17 protein-coding genes are annotated in these 19988 nt (G+C 54.6%); 9 read left to right on the top strand and 8 right to left on the bottom strand.

The features are described 5' to 3' along the window. The first annotated feature begins 20 nt into the window (after positions 1-20). The 6 genes from rlmKL to rmf all read left to right on the top strand — a co-directional run bounded on the left by rlmKL (position 21) and on the right by rmf (position 7946). The gene (gene rlmKL, locus BH712_RS06085; RefSeq protein WP_032673745.1) at positions 21-2129 is read left to right on the top strand and encodes a bifunctional 23S rRNA (guanine(2069)-N(7))-methyltransferase RlmK/23S rRNA (guanine(2445)-N(2))-methyltransferase RlmL; all 2109 of its coding nucleotides are present in this window, start codon (positions 21-23) and stop codon (positions 2127-2129) included. A gap of 12 nt (positions 2130-2141) precedes the next feature. Continuing rightward, positions 2142-4049, top strand: coding sequence for an ABC transporter ATP-binding protein (locus BH712_RS06080; protein WP_006809352.1), 1908 nt, complete (start codon positions 2142-2144; stop codon positions 4047-4049). A 13-nt stretch (positions 4050-4062) separates the two neighbouring features. Beyond that, positions 4063-5316 carry a membrane integrity-associated transporter subunit PqiA gene (gene pqiA / locus BH712_RS06075; protein WP_006809351.1) on the top strand — a complete coding sequence of 418 codons (1254 nt, stop codon included), beginning with the start codon at positions 4063-4065 and terminating at the stop codon, positions 5314-5316. Positions 5317-5320: 4 nt separating this feature from the next. Beyond that, on the top strand, positions 5321-6961 hold the full coding sequence (gene pqiB, locus BH712_RS06070; protein WP_032673552.1) for an intermembrane transport protein PqiB: 1641 nt from the start codon (positions 5321-5323) through the stop codon (positions 6959-6961). Continuing rightward, positions 6958-7524 carry a membrane integrity-associated transporter subunit PqiC gene (gene pqiC / locus BH712_RS06065; protein ID WP_006809349.1) on the top strand — a complete coding sequence of 189 codons (567 nt, stop codon included), beginning with the start codon at positions 6958-6960 and terminating at the stop codon, positions 7522-7524. The genes pqiB and pqiC overlap by 4 nt, the downstream gene beginning before the upstream one ends. 254 nt (positions 7525-7778) lie before the next feature. Further along, positions 7779-7946 carry a ribosome modulation factor gene (gene rmf, locus BH712_RS06055; protein ID WP_003858162.1) on the top strand — a complete coding sequence of 56 codons (168 nt, stop codon included), beginning with the start codon at positions 7779-7781 and terminating at the stop codon, positions 7944-7946. A 71-nt stretch (positions 7947-8017) separates the two neighbouring features. On the opposite strand, the gene fabA is transcribed toward rmf, so the two are convergent. Further along, positions 8018-8536, bottom strand: a complete 519-nt coding sequence (gene fabA, locus BH712_RS06050) for a bifunctional 3-hydroxydecanoyl-ACP dehydratase/trans-2-decenoyl-ACP isomerase (RefSeq protein ID WP_000227926.1) — start codon at positions 8534-8536, stop codon at positions 8018-8020. A gap of 68 nt (positions 8537-8604) precedes the next feature. Further along, positions 8605-10365, bottom strand: coding sequence for an AAA family ATPase (locus BH712_RS06045; RefSeq protein ID WP_006809348.1), 1761 nt, complete (start codon positions 10363-10365; stop codon positions 8605-8607). A 186-nt stretch (positions 10366-10551) separates the two neighbouring features. On the opposite strand from BH712_RS06045, the gene matP reads away from it, so the two are divergent. Next, a complete protein-coding gene (matP, locus tag BH712_RS06040; RefSeq protein WP_006809347.1) occupies positions 10552-11004 on the top strand; it encodes a macrodomain Ter protein MatP in 453 nt (150 codons plus the stop codon). Between the two features lie 64 nt (positions 11005-11068). Here the strand turns inward: matP and ompA are convergent, their stop codons facing one another. After that, positions 11069-12121, bottom strand: coding sequence for a porin OmpA (ompA, locus tag BH712_RS06035; protein WP_017694761.1), 1053 nt, complete (start codon positions 12119-12121; stop codon positions 11069-11071). A 356-nt stretch (positions 12122-12477) separates the two neighbouring features. Continuing rightward, a complete protein-coding gene (gene sulA / locus BH712_RS06030; protein WP_032673744.1) occupies positions 12478-12987 on the bottom strand; it encodes an SOS-induced cell division inhibitor SulA in 510 nt (169 codons plus the stop codon). A gap of 217 nt (positions 12988-13204) precedes the next feature. On the opposite strand from sulA, the gene BH712_RS06025 reads away from it, so the two are divergent. Beyond that, positions 13205-13831: a TfoX/Sxy family DNA transformation protein gene (locus tag BH712_RS06025; protein ID WP_032673551.1), complete on the top strand. Its 627-nt coding sequence runs from the start codon at positions 13205-13207 to the stop codon at positions 13829-13831. Here the strand turns inward: BH712_RS06025 and yccS are convergent. After that, on the bottom strand, positions 13788-15950 hold the full coding sequence (gene yccS / locus BH712_RS06020; RefSeq protein WP_006809343.1) for a YccS family putative transporter: 2163 nt from the start codon (positions 15948-15950) through the stop codon (positions 13788-13790). The two genes, BH712_RS06025 and yccS, sit on opposite strands and share 44 nt — an antisense overlap. A gap of 18 nt (positions 15951-15968) precedes the next feature. Next, on the bottom strand, positions 15969-16415 hold the full coding sequence (locus tag BH712_RS06015; protein WP_006809342.1) for a YccF domain-containing protein: 447 nt from the start codon (positions 16413-16415) through the stop codon (positions 15969-15971). Positions 16416-16537: 122 nt separating this feature from the next. Here BH712_RS06015 and helD point away from each other — a divergent pair, with 122 nt between their 5' ends. Then, complete coding sequence (gene helD, locus BH712_RS06010; RefSeq protein ID WP_032673550.1) at positions 16538-18592, top strand: DNA helicase IV; 2055 nt, start codon at positions 16538-16540, stop codon at positions 18590-18592. 54 nt (positions 18593-18646) lie between these two features. Here helD and mgsA read toward each other — a convergent pair whose 3' ends face one another. Both mgsA and csgI read right to left on the bottom strand, forming a co-directional pair. Further along, positions 18647-19105, bottom strand: a complete 459-nt coding sequence (gene mgsA, locus BH712_RS06005) for a methylglyoxal synthase (RefSeq protein ID WP_006809340.1) — start codon at positions 19103-19105, stop codon at positions 18647-18649. 80 nt (positions 19106-19185) lie between these two features. Beyond that, positions 19186-19848 carry a curli synthesis inhibitor gene (csgI, locus tag BH712_RS06000; protein WP_006809339.1) on the bottom strand — a complete coding sequence of 221 codons (663 nt, stop codon included), beginning with the start codon at positions 19846-19848 and terminating at the stop codon, positions 19186-19188. Positions 19849-19988 lie beyond the last annotated feature (140 nt).

Genomic DNA, 19988 nt, shown 5'->3' with positions numbered 1-19988 from the left:
CTATGAGTAAAAGTGACGATATGAATTCTCTGTTTGCCAGTACGGCCCGTGGGCTGGAAGAGCTGTTAAAAACTGAACTGGAAGCCCTGGGCGCGAAAGAGTGCCGGGTGGTTCAGGGTGGTGTCCATTTTGAGGGCGACACGCGGCTTATTTACCAGAGCCTGATGTGGAGCCGTCTGGCGTCGCGCATCATGCTGCCGATGAAAGAGTGCAAGGTCTACAGCGATCTTGATCTCTACACCGGCGTACAGATGATCGACTGGACAGAGATCTTCACCCCTGACGCCACCTTTGCGGTGCATTTCAACGGCGTCAACGATGAGATCCGCAACAGCCAGTACGGTGCCCTGCGCGTCAAAGACGCCATTGTGGACTGCTTCACGCGGCGCAATAAGGAACGCCCGAACGTTGATCGTGAAAACCCGGATCTGCGTATTAACGTCTGGCTGAACGGCGACACGGCGAGCATCTCCCTCGATCTGAGCGGTGCCGGTCTGCATCTTCGCGGCTATCGCGATCGCACCGGGATGGCACCGATCAAAGAAACGCTGGCCGCCGCCATCGTGATGCGCTCCGGCTGGCAGCCGGGTACGCCGCTGCTCGATCCGATGTGTGGTTCCGGTACGCTGCTGATTGAAGCCGCGATGCTGGCCACCGACCGTGCGCCAGGACTGCATCGTGGACAGTGGGGCTTCAAAGGCTGGGCACAGCACGATGAAGCTATCTGGAAAGAGATCAAAGACGACGCGCAGACCCGCGCGCGTAAGGGGCTGGCGGAATACACCTCTCACTTTTACGGTTCAGACAGCGACGCACGTGTGATTGAACGCGCGCGCAGCAACGCCCGTCGCGCCGGTATCGGCGAGCTGGTCACCTTCGAGGTGAAAGACGTGGCCAACCTGACCAACCCGCTGCCAAAAGGCCCGTACGGGACCGTGATCAGCAACCCGCCGTACGGCGAACGTCTGGACAGCGAGCCAGCGCTGATTGCGCTGCACAGCCTGCTGGGGCGCAACATGAAAGCGCATTTCGGCGGCTGGAACCTCTCTCTCTTTAGCGCCTCGCCGGAGCTGCTGAGCTGCCTGCAATTGCGTGCCGATCGCCAGTTCAAAGCGAAAAACGGCCCGCTGGACTGCGTGCAGAAGAACTACCATCTGGCAGAGATTGCGGCAGACAGCAAACCGACTGGCGTGGCGGAAGATTACGCCAACCGCCTGCGCAAAAACCTGAAAAAATTTGAGAAGTGGGCGAAGCAGGAAGGCATCGAATGCTATCGTCTGTACGACGCAGACCTGCCGGAATACAACGTAGCGGTTGACCGCTATGCGGACTGGGTGGTGGTTCAGGAATACGCCCCGCCGAAAACCATCGATGCGCAGAAAGCGCGTCAGCGTATGCTGGATGTCATTGCGGCCACCATCGCCGTACTCGGCATTTCGCCTAACAAGCTGGTGCTGAAAACCCGTGAGCGTCAGAAAGGCAAAAACCAGTATCAGAAGATGGGCGAGAAGGGTGACTTCATCGAAGTGGGCGAATATAACGCGCGCCTGTGGGTTAACCTGACCGACTACCTTGATACCGGCCTGTTCCTCGATCACCGTATCGCCCGCCGTATGCTGGGCCAGATGAGCAAGGGCAAGGACTTCCTGAACCTGTTCTCCTATACCGGCAGCGCCAGCGTCCATGCGGGGCTTGGCGGTGCGCGTAGCACCACCACGGTAGACATGTCCCGGACTTATCTGGAGTGGGCTGAGCGCAACCTGCGTCTTAACGGTTTAACCGGCCGTCAGCATCGCCTGTTACAGGCCGACGTACTGGGTTGGCTGCGTGATACCGATGAGCAGTTCGATCTGATCTTCATCGATCCACCGACCTTCTCTAACTCCAAGCGTATGGAGGATAGCTTTGATGTTCAACGCGATCACCTGCGCCTGATGACCGACCTGAAGCGTCTGCTGCGTAAAGGCGGCACTATTATGTTCTCGAACAACAAGCGCGGATTCCGCATGGATCACGACGGCCTGGCCGAACTGGGACTGAAAGCACAAGAAATCAGCCAAAAAACGCTGTCTCAGGACTTTGCCCGTAACCGTCAAATCCACAACTGCTGGCTGATCTCCGCGGTCTGAAAGGAAAAATAAATGTCTTTAATTAGTATGCACGGCGCGTGGCTCTCTTTCAGCGACTCACCGCTTCTCGATAATGCAGAGCTGCATATCGAAGATAACGAGCGCGTCTGTCTGGTGGGTCGTAACGGCGCAGGTAAATCAACGCTGATGAAAATCCTCAACCGTGAACAGGGGCTGGATGACGGTCGTATTGTTTACGAGCAGGATCTGATCGTCTCTCGTCTGCAACAGGATCCGCCGCGTAACGTCACCGGCAGCGTGTATGATTTCGTGGCCGAAGGGATTTCAGAGCAGGCGGAATACCTCAAACGCTACCACGAGATTTCGCATCTGGTGATGACGGACCCGAGCGACAAGAATCTCAACGAGCTGGCAAAAGTGCAGGAGATGCTCGATCACCACGGCCTGTGGCAGCTGGAAAACCGCATTAACGAAGTGCTGGCCCAGCTTGGCCTGGAAGCGGATATGGAGCTGTCAGCGCTCTCCGGCGGCTGGCTGCGTAAAGCGGCGCTGGGTCGTGCCCTGGTGAGCGGGCCTAAGGTGCTGCTGCTGGACGAACCGACGAACCACCTGGATATCGAAGCGATTGACTGGCTGGAAGGGTTCCTGAAAACCTTTAATGGCACCATTATCTTCATCTCCCATGACCGTTCTTTCATCCGCAACATGGCAACGCGCATTGTCGATCTCGATCGCGGCAAGCTGGTGACGTATCCGGGCGATTACGATACCTATCTGCTGGAGAAAGAAGAGAACCTGCGCGTGGAAGAGCTGCAAAATGCGGAGTTCGACCGCAAGCTGGCGCAGGAAGAGGTATGGATCCGTCAGGGCATTAAAGCGCGTCGTACCCGTAACGAAGGCCGCGTTCGCGCCCTGAAGGCGATGCGCCGCGAACGTAGCGAACGCCGCGAAGTCATGGGTAGCGCCAAAATGCAGGTGGAAGAGGCGTCCCGCTCGGGCAAGATTGTCTTCGAAATGGAGAACGTGAATTATTCGGTTGACGGCAAAGTGCTGGTGAACGATTTCTCCGCTCAGGTGCAGCGCGGTGACAAGATTGCGCTTATCGGTCCGAATGGCTGCGGTAAAACCACGCTGCTGAAACTGATGCTGGGCCAGCTTCAGGCCGACAGCGGTCGTATTCACTGCGGTACTAAACTGGAAGTAGCGTACTTTGACCAGCACCGCGCAGAGCTGGATCCAGACCGTACGGTGATGGATAACCTCGCTGAGGGTAAACAGGAGGTAATGGTTAACGGCAAGCCGCGTCACGTGCTGGGCTACCTACAGGACTTCCTGTTCCACCCGAAACGCGCCATGACGCCGGTGCGCGCGCTGTCCGGCGGGGAGCGTAACCGTCTTTTGCTGGCACGTCTGTTCCTGAAACCCAGTAACTTATTGATTCTCGATGAACCGACTAACGATCTGGATGTCGAAACGCTGGAACTGCTGGAAGAGTTGATTGATGGTTATCAGGGAACCGTGATGCTGGTCAGCCACGATCGTCAGTTTGTCGACAACACCGTGACCGAGTGCTGGATCTTCGAAGGCGAAGGACGCATCGGACAATATGTGGGCGGCTATCATGACGCGCGTGGGCAGCAATCGCAGTCGCTGGCGCAAAAACAGGCGAAGACCAAAAATGTCGCCGAACCTGTTGTTGCGAAAGCAGAAACTGTCAAAAAGTCTCCAGCTAAAATGAGCTATAACTTGCAGCGCGAGCTGGAAGGGCTGCCGCAGCGTCTGGAAGAGCTGGAAGCTGCACTGGAAGCACTGCAAATTCAGGTCGCTGATGCGTCATTCTTTACGCAGCCTCACGACTATACTCAGAAAGTATTGGCTGAACTCTCCCAGGCTGAACAGGCGCTGGAAGAGGCTTTTGAGCGCTGGGAGTACCTTGAGTCTCTGAAAAACGGCGCATAAACAGGGATAAACTATGTGTGACCAGCACCATGCCGATCGGCATATTTTATGCTCGCAATGCGATATGCTCGTGGCGTTGCCAGAGCTTGGTCACGGACATAAGGCTGCCTGCCCGCGCTGCGGAGCGACGCTGACGACCGAGTGGGATGCGCCAAGGCAGCGTCCTACGGCTTACGCGCTGGCAGCCCTATTCATGTTACTGCTCTCCAATCTCTTCCCTTTCATCTATATGAAAGTGGGCGGGATGACCAGTCAGGTGGATTTACTGGAAATTCCAGGCGTAATGTTCTCGGTAGATTACGCCAGCCTTGGCACCTTCTTTCTTCTTTTCGTGCAGATCGTCCCGGCTTTTTGCCTGGTCGTCATTCTGCTGCTGGTCAACCGCGTCAGGATGCCCACTGTCCTTAAAATCAAACTCGCGCGGATCCTGTTCCAGCTGAAAAGCTGGGGGATGGCGGAAATTTTTCTTGCGGGTATCCTGGTGAGCTTCGTGAAGCTCATGGCGTACGGCGATGTGGGCATTGGCAGCAGTTTTATTCCCTGGTGTCTGTATTGTGTGCTGCAACTGCGCGCGTTCCAGTGCGTGGACCGACGCTGGGCCTGGGATGATATTGCCCCGGCGCCGACGCTCTCGCAGACGGTAAAGGTGGGTGTACCGGGTATCCGTCAGGGTCTGCGCTCCTGCTCCTGCTGCACCGCCGTGCTGCCCGCGGATGTCGAGGTGTGTCCGCGCTGTGAAACAAAAGGTCACGTCCGGCGTAAAAATAGTCTGCAATGGACCATGGCGCTGCTGGTGACCTCTGTCATGCTCTATCTGCCCGCCAATATCTTGCCGATCATGATCACCGATCTGCTCGGCGACAGAATGCCCTCGACCATACTGGCCGGGGTAATACTGCTGTGGAGCGAGGGATCATACCCTGTGGCAGGCGTCATATTCCTCGCCAGTATCATGGTTCCGACCTTAAAGATGATTGCCATTGCCTGGCTCTGTTGGGATGCAAAAGGGCATGGTAAGCGCGACAGCGAGCGTATGCATTTAATCTATGAGGTAGTGGAATTTGTTGGCCGCTGGTCGATGATTGACGTGTTCGTGATTGCGGTTCTCTCAGCGCTGGTGCGCATGGGGGGACTGATGAGTATTTATCCCGCTATGGGAGCGCTGATGTTTGCGTTGGTCGTCATTATGACCATGTTTGCGGCCATGACCTTCGACCCTCGTTTATCGTGGGATCGTGAGCCCGATTCAAGCCATGAGGAAGAGTAAGAGCATGGAAAATAAGAGTGGAGAGGCTAAAGTGCAGAAGGTCAGAAACTGGTCGCCGGTGTGGATTTTCCCCATCGTGACCGCGCTGATCGGTGCATGGATCCTGTTTTATCATTACAGCCATCAGGGGCCGGAAGTGACGCTAATCACCACCAATGCAGAGGGGATTGAGGGCGGTAAAACCACCATCAAGAGCCGCAGCGTGGATGTGGGTGTCGTGGAAAGCGCGACCCTGACGGATGATTTAACCCATGTTGAAATCAAGGCCCGCCTGCATGCTGGCATGGAAAAACTGCTCCATGAAGATTCCGTTTTTTGGGTAGTGAAACCGCAGGTCGGTAGAGAGGGGATCAGCGGCTTAGGGACGTTGCTGTCAGGGGCTTATATCGAACTCCAGCCCGGCAACAAAGGCGTCCAGCCAGCAAACTATCAGCTGCTGGATTCACCGCCACTTGCGCCGCCGGATGCAAAAGGGATCCGCGTTATTCTGGACAGCAAAAAAGCGGGCCAGCTCTCACCGGGCGATCCGGTGCTGTTCCGCGGGTATCGCGTCGGTTCGGTTGAAACAAGCACCTTCGATCCGCAAAAACGGACCATCAGCTATCAGCTATTTATCAATGCGCCTAATGATCGCCTGGTTACCAGCAACGTTCGCTTCTGGAAAGACAGCGGGATCGCAGTAGACCTCACCTCTGCGGGGATGCGCGTTGAAATGGGTTCACTCACCACGCTCTTTGGTGGGGGCGTCAGTTTTGACGTGCCGGAAGGCTTGGATCTGGGACAACCGGTGGCGGAGAAAACCGCCTTCAGACTGTTTGACGATCAAAAGAGCATCCAGGATGCGCTCTATACCGATCACATCGACTACCTGATGTTCTTTAAGGATTCTGTACGCGGCTTGCAGCCAGGGGCGCCAGTCGAGTTCCGCGGTATTCGTCTGGGGACGGTGGGACAAGTGCCTTACTTTGTTCCGGGTCTTAAGCAGATGCTTGATGACGATTATCGTATTCCGGTGCTGATCCGCATTGAGCCTGAGCGTTTGCTTAACCAGATTGGTGAGGATCAGGATATCGGCGAGCATATTACCGACCTGATGAATCGCGGTCTGCGCGGCTCGCTGAAAACCGGCAACCTGGTGACAGGGGCATTGTATGTCGATATGGACTTCTATCCAAAAGCGCCACCCATGACGGGGATCCGTGAGTTTGGCGGCTACAAAATCATTCCTACGGTCAGCAGTGGCCTGGCGCAGATCCAACAGCGCCTGATGGAAACGCTGGATAAGATCAACAATCTGCCGCTGAATCCAATGCTTGAGGCTGCGACGGGGTCACTGCGTCAGAGCCAGGCGACGATGCAACGTCTGCAAGCCACGCTGGATAATATCAACAAAATCACCGCCAACCAGTCCATGCAGCAGCTGCCGCAGGATATGCAGAAAACGTTGCGCGAACTGAATCGCAGTATGCAGGGCTTCCAGCCGGGTTCAGCGGCCTACAACAAGATGGTGGCGGATATGCAGCGTCTTGATCAGGTTTTACGCGAGCTACAGCCCGTTCTGAAAACGCTCAATGAAAAGAGCAACGCGCTGGTGTTTGAAGCGAAAGACAAAAAGGATCCTGAGCCTAAGAGGGCGAAACAATGAAAAAATGGCTAATCATCGCAGGCGCACTGGTATTAACGGCCTGTAGCTCTGGAAGCGATAACAAAAGCTACTACCAGCTGCCATTAAGCGCGCAGTCCGGTGCGCAGAGCAGCGCCTCACAGGGCAGCCGTCTGCTGTGGGTTGAACAGGTTGCCGTGCCAGATTATCTGGCGGGCAACGGGGTGGTCTACCAGACCAGCGATGTGCAGTACGTTATCGCCAACAATAACCTGTGGGCCAGTCCGCTGGATCAGCAGCTACGCAATACGCTGGTGGCGAATCTGAGCAGCCAGCTCCCAGGTTGGGTGGTCGCCTCGCAGCCTCTGGGAAGCGATCAGGATACCCTCAATGTTAACGTGACGGGATTCCATGGCCGCTATGATGGTGCCGTTGTTATCAGCGGGGAGTGGCTGTTAAATCACCAGGGCCAGCTGATTAAGCGTCCTTTCCATCTGGAACTGAAGCAGCAGAAAGATGGCTATGACGAAATGGTGAAAGTGCTTGCGCAAGGGTGGGCACAGGAGGCGGCCGCAATAGCAAGAGAGATTTCCCGGTTGCCATAAGTAAAATTCATCGACGAAAGCCGCACTCAGCTTCTTGCTGATTGCGGCTTTTTTTTCGTTTTATGTTCAGGTTGTTACTTGTCCCGCGTCATATTTTTTGTACAAACGATCTTCCATGTAGCTCACAAATATGACACCCGTATGAATTTTGAACGTTGACGCTGACGCCGATTCGGGGTATTCGTTAACTGTGCTTGCACCTATTGCAACCACTGTTTTCTTTCCACCAGACAAAAGAATGAGGGAAACGAGGCATGAAGAGACAGAAACGAGATCGCCTGGAAAGGGCTCATCAACGTGGTTATCAGGCTGGCATCGCCGGACGTTCAAAAGAAATGTGTCCCTATCAGGCCCTGAATCAAAGGTCCCAATGGCTAGGGGGCTGGCGAGAAGCCATCGGAGACAGGGCAGTACTTGCTTGATACCGTCTCTTTAAAAAGAAACCTCCGCAATGCGGAGGTTTCGCCTTTCTGGAAGGGGCTAAAAGCCGTTATCAGAAAGCAGAGGTATCCTGGAACAGACCCACTTTCAGGTCGTTCGCGGTATAGATCAGACGACCGTCTACCAGCACTTCACCGTCCGCCAGGCCCATAATCAGGCGGCGGTTAACGATGCGTTTGAAATGGATACGGTAGGTGACTTTCTTCGCGGTAGGCAGAACCTGACCGGTGAATTTCACTTCGCCTACGCCCAGCGCACGGCCTTTGCCTTCACCGCCAAGCCAGCCCAGATAGAAGCCAACCAGCTGCCACATGGCATCGAGCCCCAGGCAGCCAGGCATTACCGGATCGCCAATAAAGTGGCAACCGAAGAACCACAGGTCCGGGTTGATATCGAGTTCTGCTTCTACGTAACCCTTATCAAAGTTGCCGCCGGTTTCGGTCATTTTCACGACACGGTCCATCATCAGCATATTAGGGGCCGGTAACTGCGGGCCTTTCGCGCCAAACAGTTCACCGCGACCAGAGGCAAGAAGGTCTTCTTTCGTATAGGATTCGCGTTTATCTACCATGTTCTCAGTAAGCCTTATTTTAGTGAAGCACGCAGGATAGCTAACACGTGTACGCTGAACAAGTCCGATCAGTTTGCACTAAACCAACTTAACCAGCGTAACGGCCAGGGATAACGATGACGAGCATCCTGCTGTGTCGCCTGAGCTATACGTTCCTGAATGGTCTGCATCAGGGTTGTCTGGCCTTCGCCGTCCCAGACCAGATTCGTCAGTAAGGGTAGTGCATCCTCAACCCCTTCGATGGCCCAGACGGTGAATTGTTCCTGCTCTACCGCATCCAGAATCGCCTGGCTCAGGCTCAAATGGCGAGCGTTAGGCGCTGGAATAATCACGCCCTGTTTGCCGTTTAAGCCGCGCTGCTGACAGATAGCGAAGAAGCCTTCGATTTTCTCATTCAGTCCACCCACCGGTTGGGCACGACCAAACTGATCCACGGATCCGGTAATCGCAATATTCTGATTAATCGGCACGTCCGCAAGCGCGCTGATCACGGCGCACAGCTCCGCCATTGAGGCGCTGTCGCCGTCGACTTCACTGTAGGACTGTTCAAAGGTCAACGAGGCAGAGAAGGGGATCTGCTGCTCAAGCTGGAGTTCAGACATCAGGAATGCCTGCATGATCATCATGCCTTTAGCATGAATGTTTCCGCCCAGTTCCGCCTTACGTTCGATATCGGTAAATTCGCCGTCGCCAATGTGCACGACACAGCTGATACGGGAAGGCTCGCCAAAGGCGCGGGGGTGCCCGGGGAACTCGATGACGGACAAGGCGTTGATTTGCCCGATACGTTCGCCTTCGGTCTCCACCAGAATCTGTTCCAGCAGAATTTCATCCTGCATACGGTCAGCAAGATAGCCTTCACGCCATTCACGCTGGGCCAGCATCTGGCTAAGCTGCTCACCGGTGAACATACCGTTGCCGCTGATAACGCCCACTTCACGCAGCTGTTTACCGATCCAGAGCGGGCAGAGCGGCAGGGTTTCCTGATCGCCGGTGTAGCGTACGGCTTCACGGATCAAGCCCGGCCACGCATCCTCGGCAGGGGAAGGCAGCGAGAAACGCTCTGCCACGGCCATAACCCACTGACACCACTGCGCCATATCATCGGCATCGGCAATCTGAATATTGTCTTCGTATTCGCTGTAGACAGCCTGCTCCGCAAGTTCTGGCTCCATTTCCTGGAAATCAGCCAGGGATTCACGGTCACCCGTCAGCACGACGGTCAGCGACAGTGGCATAGACGGGATGGAAACAGGAAGAGGACGTGACTCGTCGTATCCTACCCAGTCAAAACGTTGCTGCGTCACCACCGTTTTCAGGCGCATCCACAGCAGAGGCTGTGCAAGCAGGGTGCGAAGGGAGATGAGCAACACGCCGCCATTCGCGCGGTGTACCAGCCCGGGTTGTAGTGACACATCGCCATTGAACTGACGAAGGCAGCCGAACAGCTGTTCTGCTTCCACCCAGTTGGCGGTAATCACCTCGCCTTTTGCCGCGAACAGTCCGTCTGCCTGCGTGGCAGGTTCGAACGTCACGTCACGTCCGGCAATATGATACTGACCACCAAAAACGGCGTTCGTTTTTGGCTGCAACTGGCGCATGGCATCACCGAGAAGCGTCAGATACTCGGCTTCTTCCGGGGCTTTGAGCAGCATGAAAGGAGATGTAGCCCATGGGGATGACATCTGCTCCAGCGCGTAATGCAAACGCGGTTGTGTATCGCTAAGTATGAATTCGTGTTCTTTTGTGAGGTCTGGCTGTGCAAACAGCTCCTGATAGCTCTCGGTATCCGGAACCAGGTCACGCCATGCAAGTTTCGTAATGGTCAAAGTTGATGTTTTTTAGTCAGAAGTAAAACCGTGGAGTATACCGTAAGCGGCGCACTCTGCCCAATCAGGATTCGGGTTTTCGTCATGCGGATCGCCTGCGGTGTTTCACAGGATATGATTTCTTTTCAGCAGATTGCCAAAAAACTGATATTCTGAACAGAGTTACACGGTAACACTGAGATCGCAATGAAATATCAACAACTGGAAAACCTCGAAAGCGGCTGGAAATGGAAGTACCTGGTCAAAAAGCACCGTGAAGGGGAGCTGATCACCTGCTACATCGAAGCCAGCGCGGCACAAGAAGCTGTGGATATGTTGCTGACCCTCGAAAACGAACCGGTACAGGTCAACGGCTGGATTGAGAAACACATTAATCCGGCCTTGTTGAACCGGATGAAGCAAACTATCCGTGCTCGTCGTAAACGGCATTTCAATGCCGAGCATCAGCACACCCGTAAGAAATCCATCGACCTGGAGTTTATGGTCTGGCAACGTCTGGCCGGGCTTGCGCAACGGCGCGGGAAAACCCTGTCGGAAACGGTGGTGCAGCTGATTGAAGATGCCGAGCACAAAGAGAAGTATGCCAGCCAGATGTCGACGCTGAAGAACGATCTTCAGGCACTGTTAGGTAAAAAATAACGTTTTGCCTTTCTTCAGATAATAAAAAACCCCGCATGGCGGGGTTTTTTTATAAGACGATAACTTATGCCGCAGGCTGAGTTACAACGTCTTTGATACCTTTAACTTCGATCTCTACGCGACGATCTGGTGCCAGGCAGTCGATCAGTGCAGCGCGTGGTTTCACGTTGTCACAGGTAGAACCGGTCACTGGGTTAGATTCGCCCATACCACGTGGGGAGATCTTGTTAGCTGGGATACCTTTAGATACCAGGTAATCAACTACAGACTGAGCACGTTTCTCGGACAGACCCTGGTTGTAAGCGTCAGAACCGATACGGTCGGTGAAGCCCAGAACCACTACAGAACCGTCTTTAGGATCCAGGTTGCTCAGCTGGGTGTACAGCTGATCCAGTGCCTGCTGACCTTCTGGTTTCAGGGTAGCTTTGTTGAAGTTGAACAGAACGTCAGACTTCAGAGTGAAGTGCTTGGTCTGTACTTCTGGAGCTGGAGCCGGTGCTGGAGCTACGACTGGCGCATCTTCCTGCTGACCGAAACGGTAAGAAACACCAACGCTCAGCATGCCGTTGTCTGGACGAACGCCAACGGTAGCACCGTCACCGATGTTGTTAACCCACTGGTATTCCAGACGGGTAGCGATGTCACGGGTCATTGCCCACTCAACGCCGCCAGCGAATACTGGGGAAACACCCGTGTCGTGGTCGTCACCAGCGATGCTGTTGCTGGAGTCTGCACGCCATACCATGCCGCCCAGACGGGTGTACACGTCCAGATCGTCAGTTACTGGGTAACCCAGTTTAGCGGTCAGCTGTACGCCTTGAGCTTTGAAAGCGCCATTTACGTTGTCGCCTTTGTAAGGCATACGACCTAACCAGTCGTAACCCATTTCAAAGCCAACATATGGGTTAACCTGATAGCCACCGAACGCACCTGCACCCAGCTGGCTCTCGTGAGTAGGGCCATCGTTGTTCAGGCTGCTGTTGTACCAACCGGTGTCATGGAACTGAGACCAGCCCAGTTTACCACCTGCATACCAGGTATTATCTTTCGGAGCGGCCTGCGCTACGGTAGCGAAGCCAGCCAGTGCCACTGCAATCGCGATAGCTGTCTTTTTCATTTTTTGCGCCTCGTTATCATCCAAAATTTGCCATGAATATCTCCATCGGAGGAATCACGGTTAAATCCTTCACCGGGGGGCGTGGTCAAATATAAACCTACCGATATCTTCGGCTTAGGCCGAGCACCCCTGGCGATGTAAAGTCTACAACGTAGCTGAAAACTTACAAGTGTGAAGTCCGTCAGGCATATGAAAAAAAAAGTTCCGTATACCTAATATTTAACAATTTTTGAATGAATTTTGTGCAGTAAAATTAACGAGAACCGCGTCAGACAAGCCTTGCCGCAGTTTTGGCGCGTTGAACTTTTTTTGCATACTGCGGTCGAAAAAAATTCCAGGAAAACTCTTAAAATGACTCAATGGTACACATTTGAGTGAATTTTTAAGCCGGGATGTTGTCCTCTGCGATAGGAATCTCCACGAACCGGTCGCATGATGAAGCCCATCGCGTTACCTTCTTCAGCAGCTTCAGTCAGACGCAAATGTTCCTCTTGCGACAGATCCTCAGGCAACCACCCAATCACGACGCTATAGTTCCCGGTACGTAATGCCCGAACCATCGACTCGACCGTATCGCAAGGGGAGAGTTGATTAATCTGCATCACCTTCGCCAGCGGCAGGCCAGCCGACTGAACCCATTCACGGCTCAATTTTTGCTGTGGCGTCAGCCAGAGCTGCCAGCGAGACTGTTGCCCGAGCTGCTGCAAAAGCGGCAGGAGTAAGAGTTGTGTTAACAGCGGCTGGTCTTCACGGTAAACCACTTCACTGATAAGCCCTGTCGATACACGCCCGATAGAATTCTGCGCAGCATTGCCCGCGGCAGAAGAAAAAGGTGTTAAGTGATTTGCATAGCCTGAAGTGTACATATTCATTCCAGCCCTGTAGTTACTGTATGGATATACAGTAACCCCTGTGTGCATAAAGATCAACCTCATTTTCGGAAAGCGACTCGCAAATTTCATCCATTCCTGGTGAACCTGAAAAAATCATCTTGCCCAACGGCAATAAGTTGCCTATTTTCCTGCTAACGGATCCGTTAGTAAGAAATATCGTGTTTACTGTATGATTTTTAATGGAATTATCATGAAAAAGATATCCTATGAGCGGATTTATCAATCGCAGGAATACCTCTCTCCGCTGGGTGAAATTCATCATCGCGCCCTGTTTGGCGGCTACACCCTCGCCGTGGATGAAGCGGTGTTCGCGATGGTGTCTGACGGCGAGCTGTACCTTCGCGCTTGTGAGCAAAGTGCAAAATACTGTGTAAAAAATGCCTCCTCTTTTCTGACCCTGATGAAACGAGGACGTCCTGTGCTGCTTAATTACTACCGTGTGGATGAAGGCCTGTGGCAAAACAGGGAAAAACTGCTTCAGCTCTCCTCGTTTGCGCTCGATGCTGCCAGGAAAGAGCGCTACCAGCGCCATCAGCGTAACCGGCTTAAAGATCTGCCGAACCTGACCTTTCAGATTGAGGTCCTGCTTATGGAGGCGGGCATCACCAACGAAGAGATGCTACGACAGTTGGGGGCAAAAACGAGCTGGCTGAAAATGCGCTCTAAAAATAAAGCGCTGAGTATCCGGGTATTGTTCGCGCTGGAAGGGGCCATCGAAGGGCTACATGAAGCGGCACTCCCGGCGGATATTCGCCGGGAGCTTACGGAGTGGTTTAATGCGCTGCCTGAGTCACAGGGCCATCATTCCGCCAGGTAGCAATCTGCTGTCGCAGTCGACAAATTTCCGGCAGCAAAGCGATAAGCAGGCCAATTTGCTGTAGGACCAGCGGCGCTTTGTTGTCGGTACCAGGATCAAGGTGTGCGATACGCTGCACCAGCTCATCCAGTGCCTGGTGAACCCGTGGCTCATCCGCAGGTTGATGATGAAGCGCATCATCAACGTAGCAAACGGCGTCGTCCAGTAGCGCCAGGATCCCCGGATTCGTCAGTTTCTCACGGTGGGCACCAAGGGTAGAGATATAGCTCGTGAACGTATGGTTCAGACACAGCAGGCGGAAGGCCGTTTCCCGGATTTCTGCCGTGGCGCGCGGCTCTGTTGACATATTCGAGACAACGGAAGCCAGCTCCGCGTCAGTGTTATGCGCATCGCGACGGGCAATCCGATAGGCCAGACGGTTATCACGACCCTGATGATACTGCTCAAGAATGGCATCCAGATAGCGGCAGTTGGCGTTCATTGCTCTGTCGGACACGCGGGGTAAATTTCGAAAACGCCAGTCCGGCCAGATAAAGCTCACCGCCGCCCAGGCGATGGCGCAGCCGATAAGCGTGTCGATCACGCGGGGGAGGGCCACTTCAAAGCCTTCACCCAGCAGATTGAAGCAGAGCAGAACCAGCAACGTGATGAACATTGTGGCGTGGGCGTACTGCACATTGCGGAAGGCGAAGAACAAGACGCCGGTAATCACAATCAGGATCAGTTGCCCTTCGACCGATGGCACAAAGTAGAGCACCGGCAGCCCGATAGCGACCCCGACTAATGTCCCGACAATACGCAGCGCGAGGCGATGACGGGTCGCGTTATAGTTCGGCTGGCAGACGAACAGGCTGGTCAGCAGGATCCAGTAGCCGTGGTGCAGTCCCGTGATCTGGATAAAGGCATAGCCCACGCACAGGACCAGCGACATCCTCACTGCGTGACGAAAGAGTGCGGATTCCGGGGTAAAATGACGGCTCAGGCGCAGCCACATATCGCTGAAACCGTTCAGACTGTCATCGGCAAGCTGGTTGTCAGCGTCATTGCCCGGCATCGCCATTGCCTGTTCAGACTCAATGGTGGCGAGCTGAGCATCGATGGCTCTCAGGTTGTTGAGCAGGAATCCCAGCGCTTTGAACTGTTCCGGCGATGTCCCACTGGCCTGAACGCGATCGAGGGCTGCATCCAGATGACTGAATGCGCGCTCAAAGCGAGGGTCATGCTGATAGGGCGTGCGCAGCAGTATTGAGCGCGCAAGTTGCTGGCAGGCCTGAGACTGCATCGACAGCAGGCGCTGGAAACGGAACATCACGTCGCTGTAGCGGAATTTCTCGCGCAGGTCAGCGTACTGCACATGCGATGAGCTGGCGCGCTCGTGAATATCCTGGGCGACAAAGTAGTAGTGCAGTGTGCGGCGGGTACCGCGCTGACCGCGATCGCCGCGCAGACGGGTGAGCAGAGAGGCTTTGGTCTGATTCAGCGTGGCGACCAGCTGGCCATTTGCCAGCGCCAGATCGTACAGTGGCGCCTGGCTGTCCTCTTCGATATCCGGATCGAACAGCCGGGATTTCAGCTCCAGATAGTGGGCCAGCTGTTCGTAACTGCGGGCAATGTTGTCCTGTAAGGCACGGACCGGAAAAATAAGATGCCCGGTTAAGGTCAACAGGTTATACCAGATAGCGCCCAACAGCAGCAGGACCGGTTGCTGATACCACTGATCGTAAAGGGAGACGCCCAGCATGGTGTAAATGGCAATCAGCAGGGCGCCGAACGCGATAGTGGCGTAGCGTTGCCCGAGGCCGCCGAGCAAAATGAAGCCGCTGGTGGAGACGGTCAGCCCTAAGGCAAACAGCCAGGGCCAGGGGAAAAGCAGCTCAACGGACGCGGAAGCAATAAAGAAGCAGACCAGCGTGATGACCAGATTACGCAAACGACCGGCCAGCCGGTCATCGAGATCTGCCAGCGCACCAGCCACCACCCCAAGCGTGAGGGGGATGGTGAGCTTCACATCATTCAGCCACCACGGCAGCGCGGCGGTGCCGCAGAGGGCGATAAAGATCCTGACGTTATAAAGCCAGTTGCTGTTCCATGTATAGCGACGAAGCAGGGGGCTTAGCATGAGAGCGGCCAGTCCTTATTATTGAAAACGACGACGGGCATTGGCTTCACGCGCGGCTTGTGCCACTTCAACCGGGACAACGCGGCGTCCTACCGGCCACAGGGCGATGGTGGCAATTTTGAAATTCGCGATGCCAACCGGAATGCCAATAATCGTAATGCACTGGGCAATACCGGCGAAGATATGCATCAGACACAGCCACCAGCCAAAGAAGATCAGCCACAGAATATTCAGCAGCGTGCCGCCGGTATTCATCAAAGCATTTTTTCTTTCCGGCTCCAGCTCATCCACGTGTACGGCTTCATTTCCATAAGGAACGAGGGACAGTTTGGTGATTTCCCAGCAGGAGCGCGTCAGCGGAAGGGTGAAGATGAGCACGACGCTCACCAGGGTGGCAAAAAGCCAGGAAAGGGTGGTGGCAAAACCGCCAAGGACAAAATTCAACACATTCAGAACGGTACGCATAAACCCTCATTTCCTTCGATATGATTAACGCCCGGTGATTGTAACGTTTTTTTGGGCTGGAGCACCTTAAAACTGGCAGTTAAACTGTCTGACAAATTATGACCTCGTGGATCCGGCAGGATATGGAACTGAAAGCAACTTCAATGGGCAAACGCCTGGCGCAACACCCTTACGACAAGGTTGTCCTCCTCAATGCGGGAGTGAAAGTGTCCGGTGAACGCCACGAATACCTTATTCCGTTTAATCAGCTACTGGCCATTCACTGCAAGCGAGGGCTGGTTTGGGGAGAACTGGAGTTCGTTCTGCCAGAAGAAAAAGTGGTGCGACTCCACGGGACCGAGTGGGCGGAAACCCAACGCTTCCACCATCATCTGAACACGCGCTGGCAGCAGTGGAGCCAGGAGATGAGCGTGATTGCCGCACAGGTGCTGCAACAGGTACTGGATGATATCGCGCTAAGCAATACTCAGCAGAGGTGGCTGACGCGCCAGCAAACTGCCGGGCTTCAGCAAAAAATCGCCCAGGCGCTGACGGCATTGCCTTTACCGGTGGCGCGGCTTGAGGAGTTTGATAACTGCCGCGACGCGTGGCGGAAGTGTCAGGCATGGCTGAGCGATATCGAGAAAAGCCGAATGGCGCACAACCAGGCCTGGACCGATGCGATGCTTACGCAATATGCCGATTTCTTCAGTACGGTGGAATCATCGCCCCTCAATCCTGCCCAGGCGCGCGCCGTGGTGAATGGCGAGCACTCTTTATTAGTGCTGGCAGGTGCCGGGAGCGGCAAAACGTCGGTGCTGGTGGCGCGCGCGGGCTGGCTTCTGACGACGGGCGAGGCGGTTGCCGACCAGATTTTATTGCTGGCCTTTGGCCGCAAGGCGGCGCAGGAAATGGATGAACGCATTCAGGCGCGTTTGCATACCCAGGATATCTCGGCGCGCACCTTCCACTCCCTTGCGTTACACATCATTCAACAGGGCAGCAAAAAAGTGCCTGTTGTCAGCAAACTGGAGAATGATGCTCAGGCTCGCCAGGCGCTGTTTATCAAGGCATGGCGTCAGCAATGCAGTGAAAAAAAGGCGCAGGCGAAAGGCTGGCGTCAGTGGCTTGAAGAGGAACTCCACTGGGAGGTGCCAGAGGGCAGCTTCTGGCAGGATGAAAAGCTGGCGCGCCGTCTGGGTTCTCGTCTCGACCGGTGGGTAAGCCTGATGCGCACGCATGGCGGATCTCAGGCAGAGATGATAGAAAGCGCACCGGAGTCTATCCGCGCCGTGTTTTCTAAGCGGGTTAAGCTGATGGCACCGATGCTAAAAGCGTGGAAAACCGCGCTGAAAGACGAAAACGCGGTCGACTTTTCCGGGCTGATCCATCAGGCCATTATCATTCTGGAGAAAGGGCGCTTCGTCAGCCCGTGGAAACACATTCTGGTGGATGAGTTTCAGGATATCTCGCCGCAGCGCGCTGCGCTGCTTTCGGCGCTGCGGGCGCAGAATAAACACACGTCGCTGTTTGCCGTGGGTGATGACTGGCAGGCTATCTACCGTTTCAGCGGGGCGCAGCTTTCTCTCACGACGGCCTTCCATCACTATTTTGGGGAAGGCGATCGCAGCGATCTGGACACCACCTACCGCTTCAACTCGCGGATTGGCGAAATAGCCAACCGTTTTATTCAGCAGAACCCGCACCAGCTGTCGAAACCGCTTAACAGCCTGACGTCGGGGGATAAAAAGGCCGTCACCCTGCTGGCGGACGATCAGCTGGAACCGCTGCTGGATAAACTGAGCGGCTATGCGAAACCGGATGAGCGCATTCTGGTCCTGGCGCGTTATCACCACCTGAAGCCGACGGCGCTGGAAAAAGCGGCGACGCGCTGGCCAAAACTACAGCTCGATTTTATGACCATTCACGCCAGTAAAGGGCAGCAGGCCGACTACGTGATTGTGGTGGGGCTAAAAGAGGGGAGCGACGGATTCCCGGCACCGGCGCGGGAATCTGTGATGGAAGAGGCGTTACTGCCTGTTCCCGAAGATTTCCCGGATGCAGAGGAGCGGCGTTTATTGTACGTAGCGATAACCCGCGCGCGCCATCGCGTGTGGCTGTTGTTTAACAAAGAGGAGCCGTCGGTGTTTGTCGATATTTTGAAGAGTATTGACGTACCGGTGGCGAGAAAGCCGTAACGACGCGGGCAATTGTGTAGGCCGGGTAAGGCGGAGCCGCCACCCGGCAAAAAACTACTTCAGTCTCTCCGCAAGATAACGCGGATAATCCGGGATCAAAATCTCCACCGGATCGTTAAACTGCGGCGATTCAATGATGAAATCTGCCGTTGAAAGATTGGTGGCTACCGGAATGTTCCACACCGTCGCCAGACGCAGCAGCGCTTTAACGTCAGGGTCATGCGGAACCGCATTCAGTGGATCCCAGAAGAAAATCAGAACGTCAATTTTGCCTTCCGAAATCTGAGCACCTACCTGCTGGTCCCCTCCCATCGGGCCGCTCAGCATGGCATTTACTTCCAGACCGGTTTCGCGGTGGATCAGGTTGCCGGTTGTTCCCGTAGCAGAAAGGGCATGATGCTGTAGCAGAGGCTGATGGCGGCGAACCCAGTTCAGCAGCATTTGTTTACAGTGATCGTGCGCAACCAGAGCAATATGCTTGCGCGCCGGAAGTGTGCGAGTTGTCAGTTCCATAATCTTATCCGTGAGGTTACCTCGCTACACGATGACGGGAACTGACTGATGCTGCAAGAGAAAGGACAAAAAAATGTGGCTCATGACGAAGGTTGTCGTTTTGCCCATTGCAGAAAACGGGCGCGCGTGTCCGGATCGGCATTCTGGAACCAGAACCTGAGGCGCTGCTCAGTAAGCGTTTGTGACTGAGGGGGGAGTACATCCAGCTCCGATACGCCCGAAAGCAGGGTGCTGTCATCCGCCATCATGGTGGCGAACTGGGGCAGGGAAGCGCGTCTGCTGGCCCTGTTATAGATCTCCGTGTCTGCTTCGTAATCTGTTCCTTTTGGCCTTTTTGTCAGCGCCAGGATATCCAGCTTTACCGGGATGGGCATGGAATCTCCGTCCACCAGCTCGATGCGTGGCGAAGCATCAAATGCCAGTGACTCTTTTTCTGTTACGAGACGCGGAAGACTGAAGTTGACCTGGCTGATACGCTGGGTATTAAAGCTCACAACCAGCGGAGGCGAAATGTATACCTGCTGTTCGTTGTCGGCGAGGCGAATCGTCTTTTCCACCCGAAAAACCACCTGATGCGGACCGTTATCCAGCTCAATGCTGTCTGCACCTCGCAGCAGGGAGCTGGAGACTTTTTTCCCGTCCAGCACCAGCAGGTCTATGTCGGTTGAGAGTCTGAGGGTGGTTGCGAAAACACAAACCGGCATGATTAACGCAACCACAGCCGAGGCAATGCCGGTTTTCATAGCAGACTCCTGTAGACAAAACACTCGGTAAGAATGTATCAAAAGTTTTCGATAATCACGTTTACTAACATATAGACATATTCTGCCGTTTTGCCCTCATACTTCTGTAGGTGATGCGTGGTTGAGATATCCGCTTTGAC

The organism is Enterobacter hormaechei ATCC 49162 (assembly GCF_001875655.1).
GTDB lineage: Bacteria > Pseudomonadota > Gammaproteobacteria > Enterobacterales > Enterobacteriaceae > Enterobacter > Enterobacter hormaechei.
The sequence above is the reverse complement of the archived record's forward strand: the minus strand, read 5'-3'. Positions and strand labels throughout refer to the sequence as shown.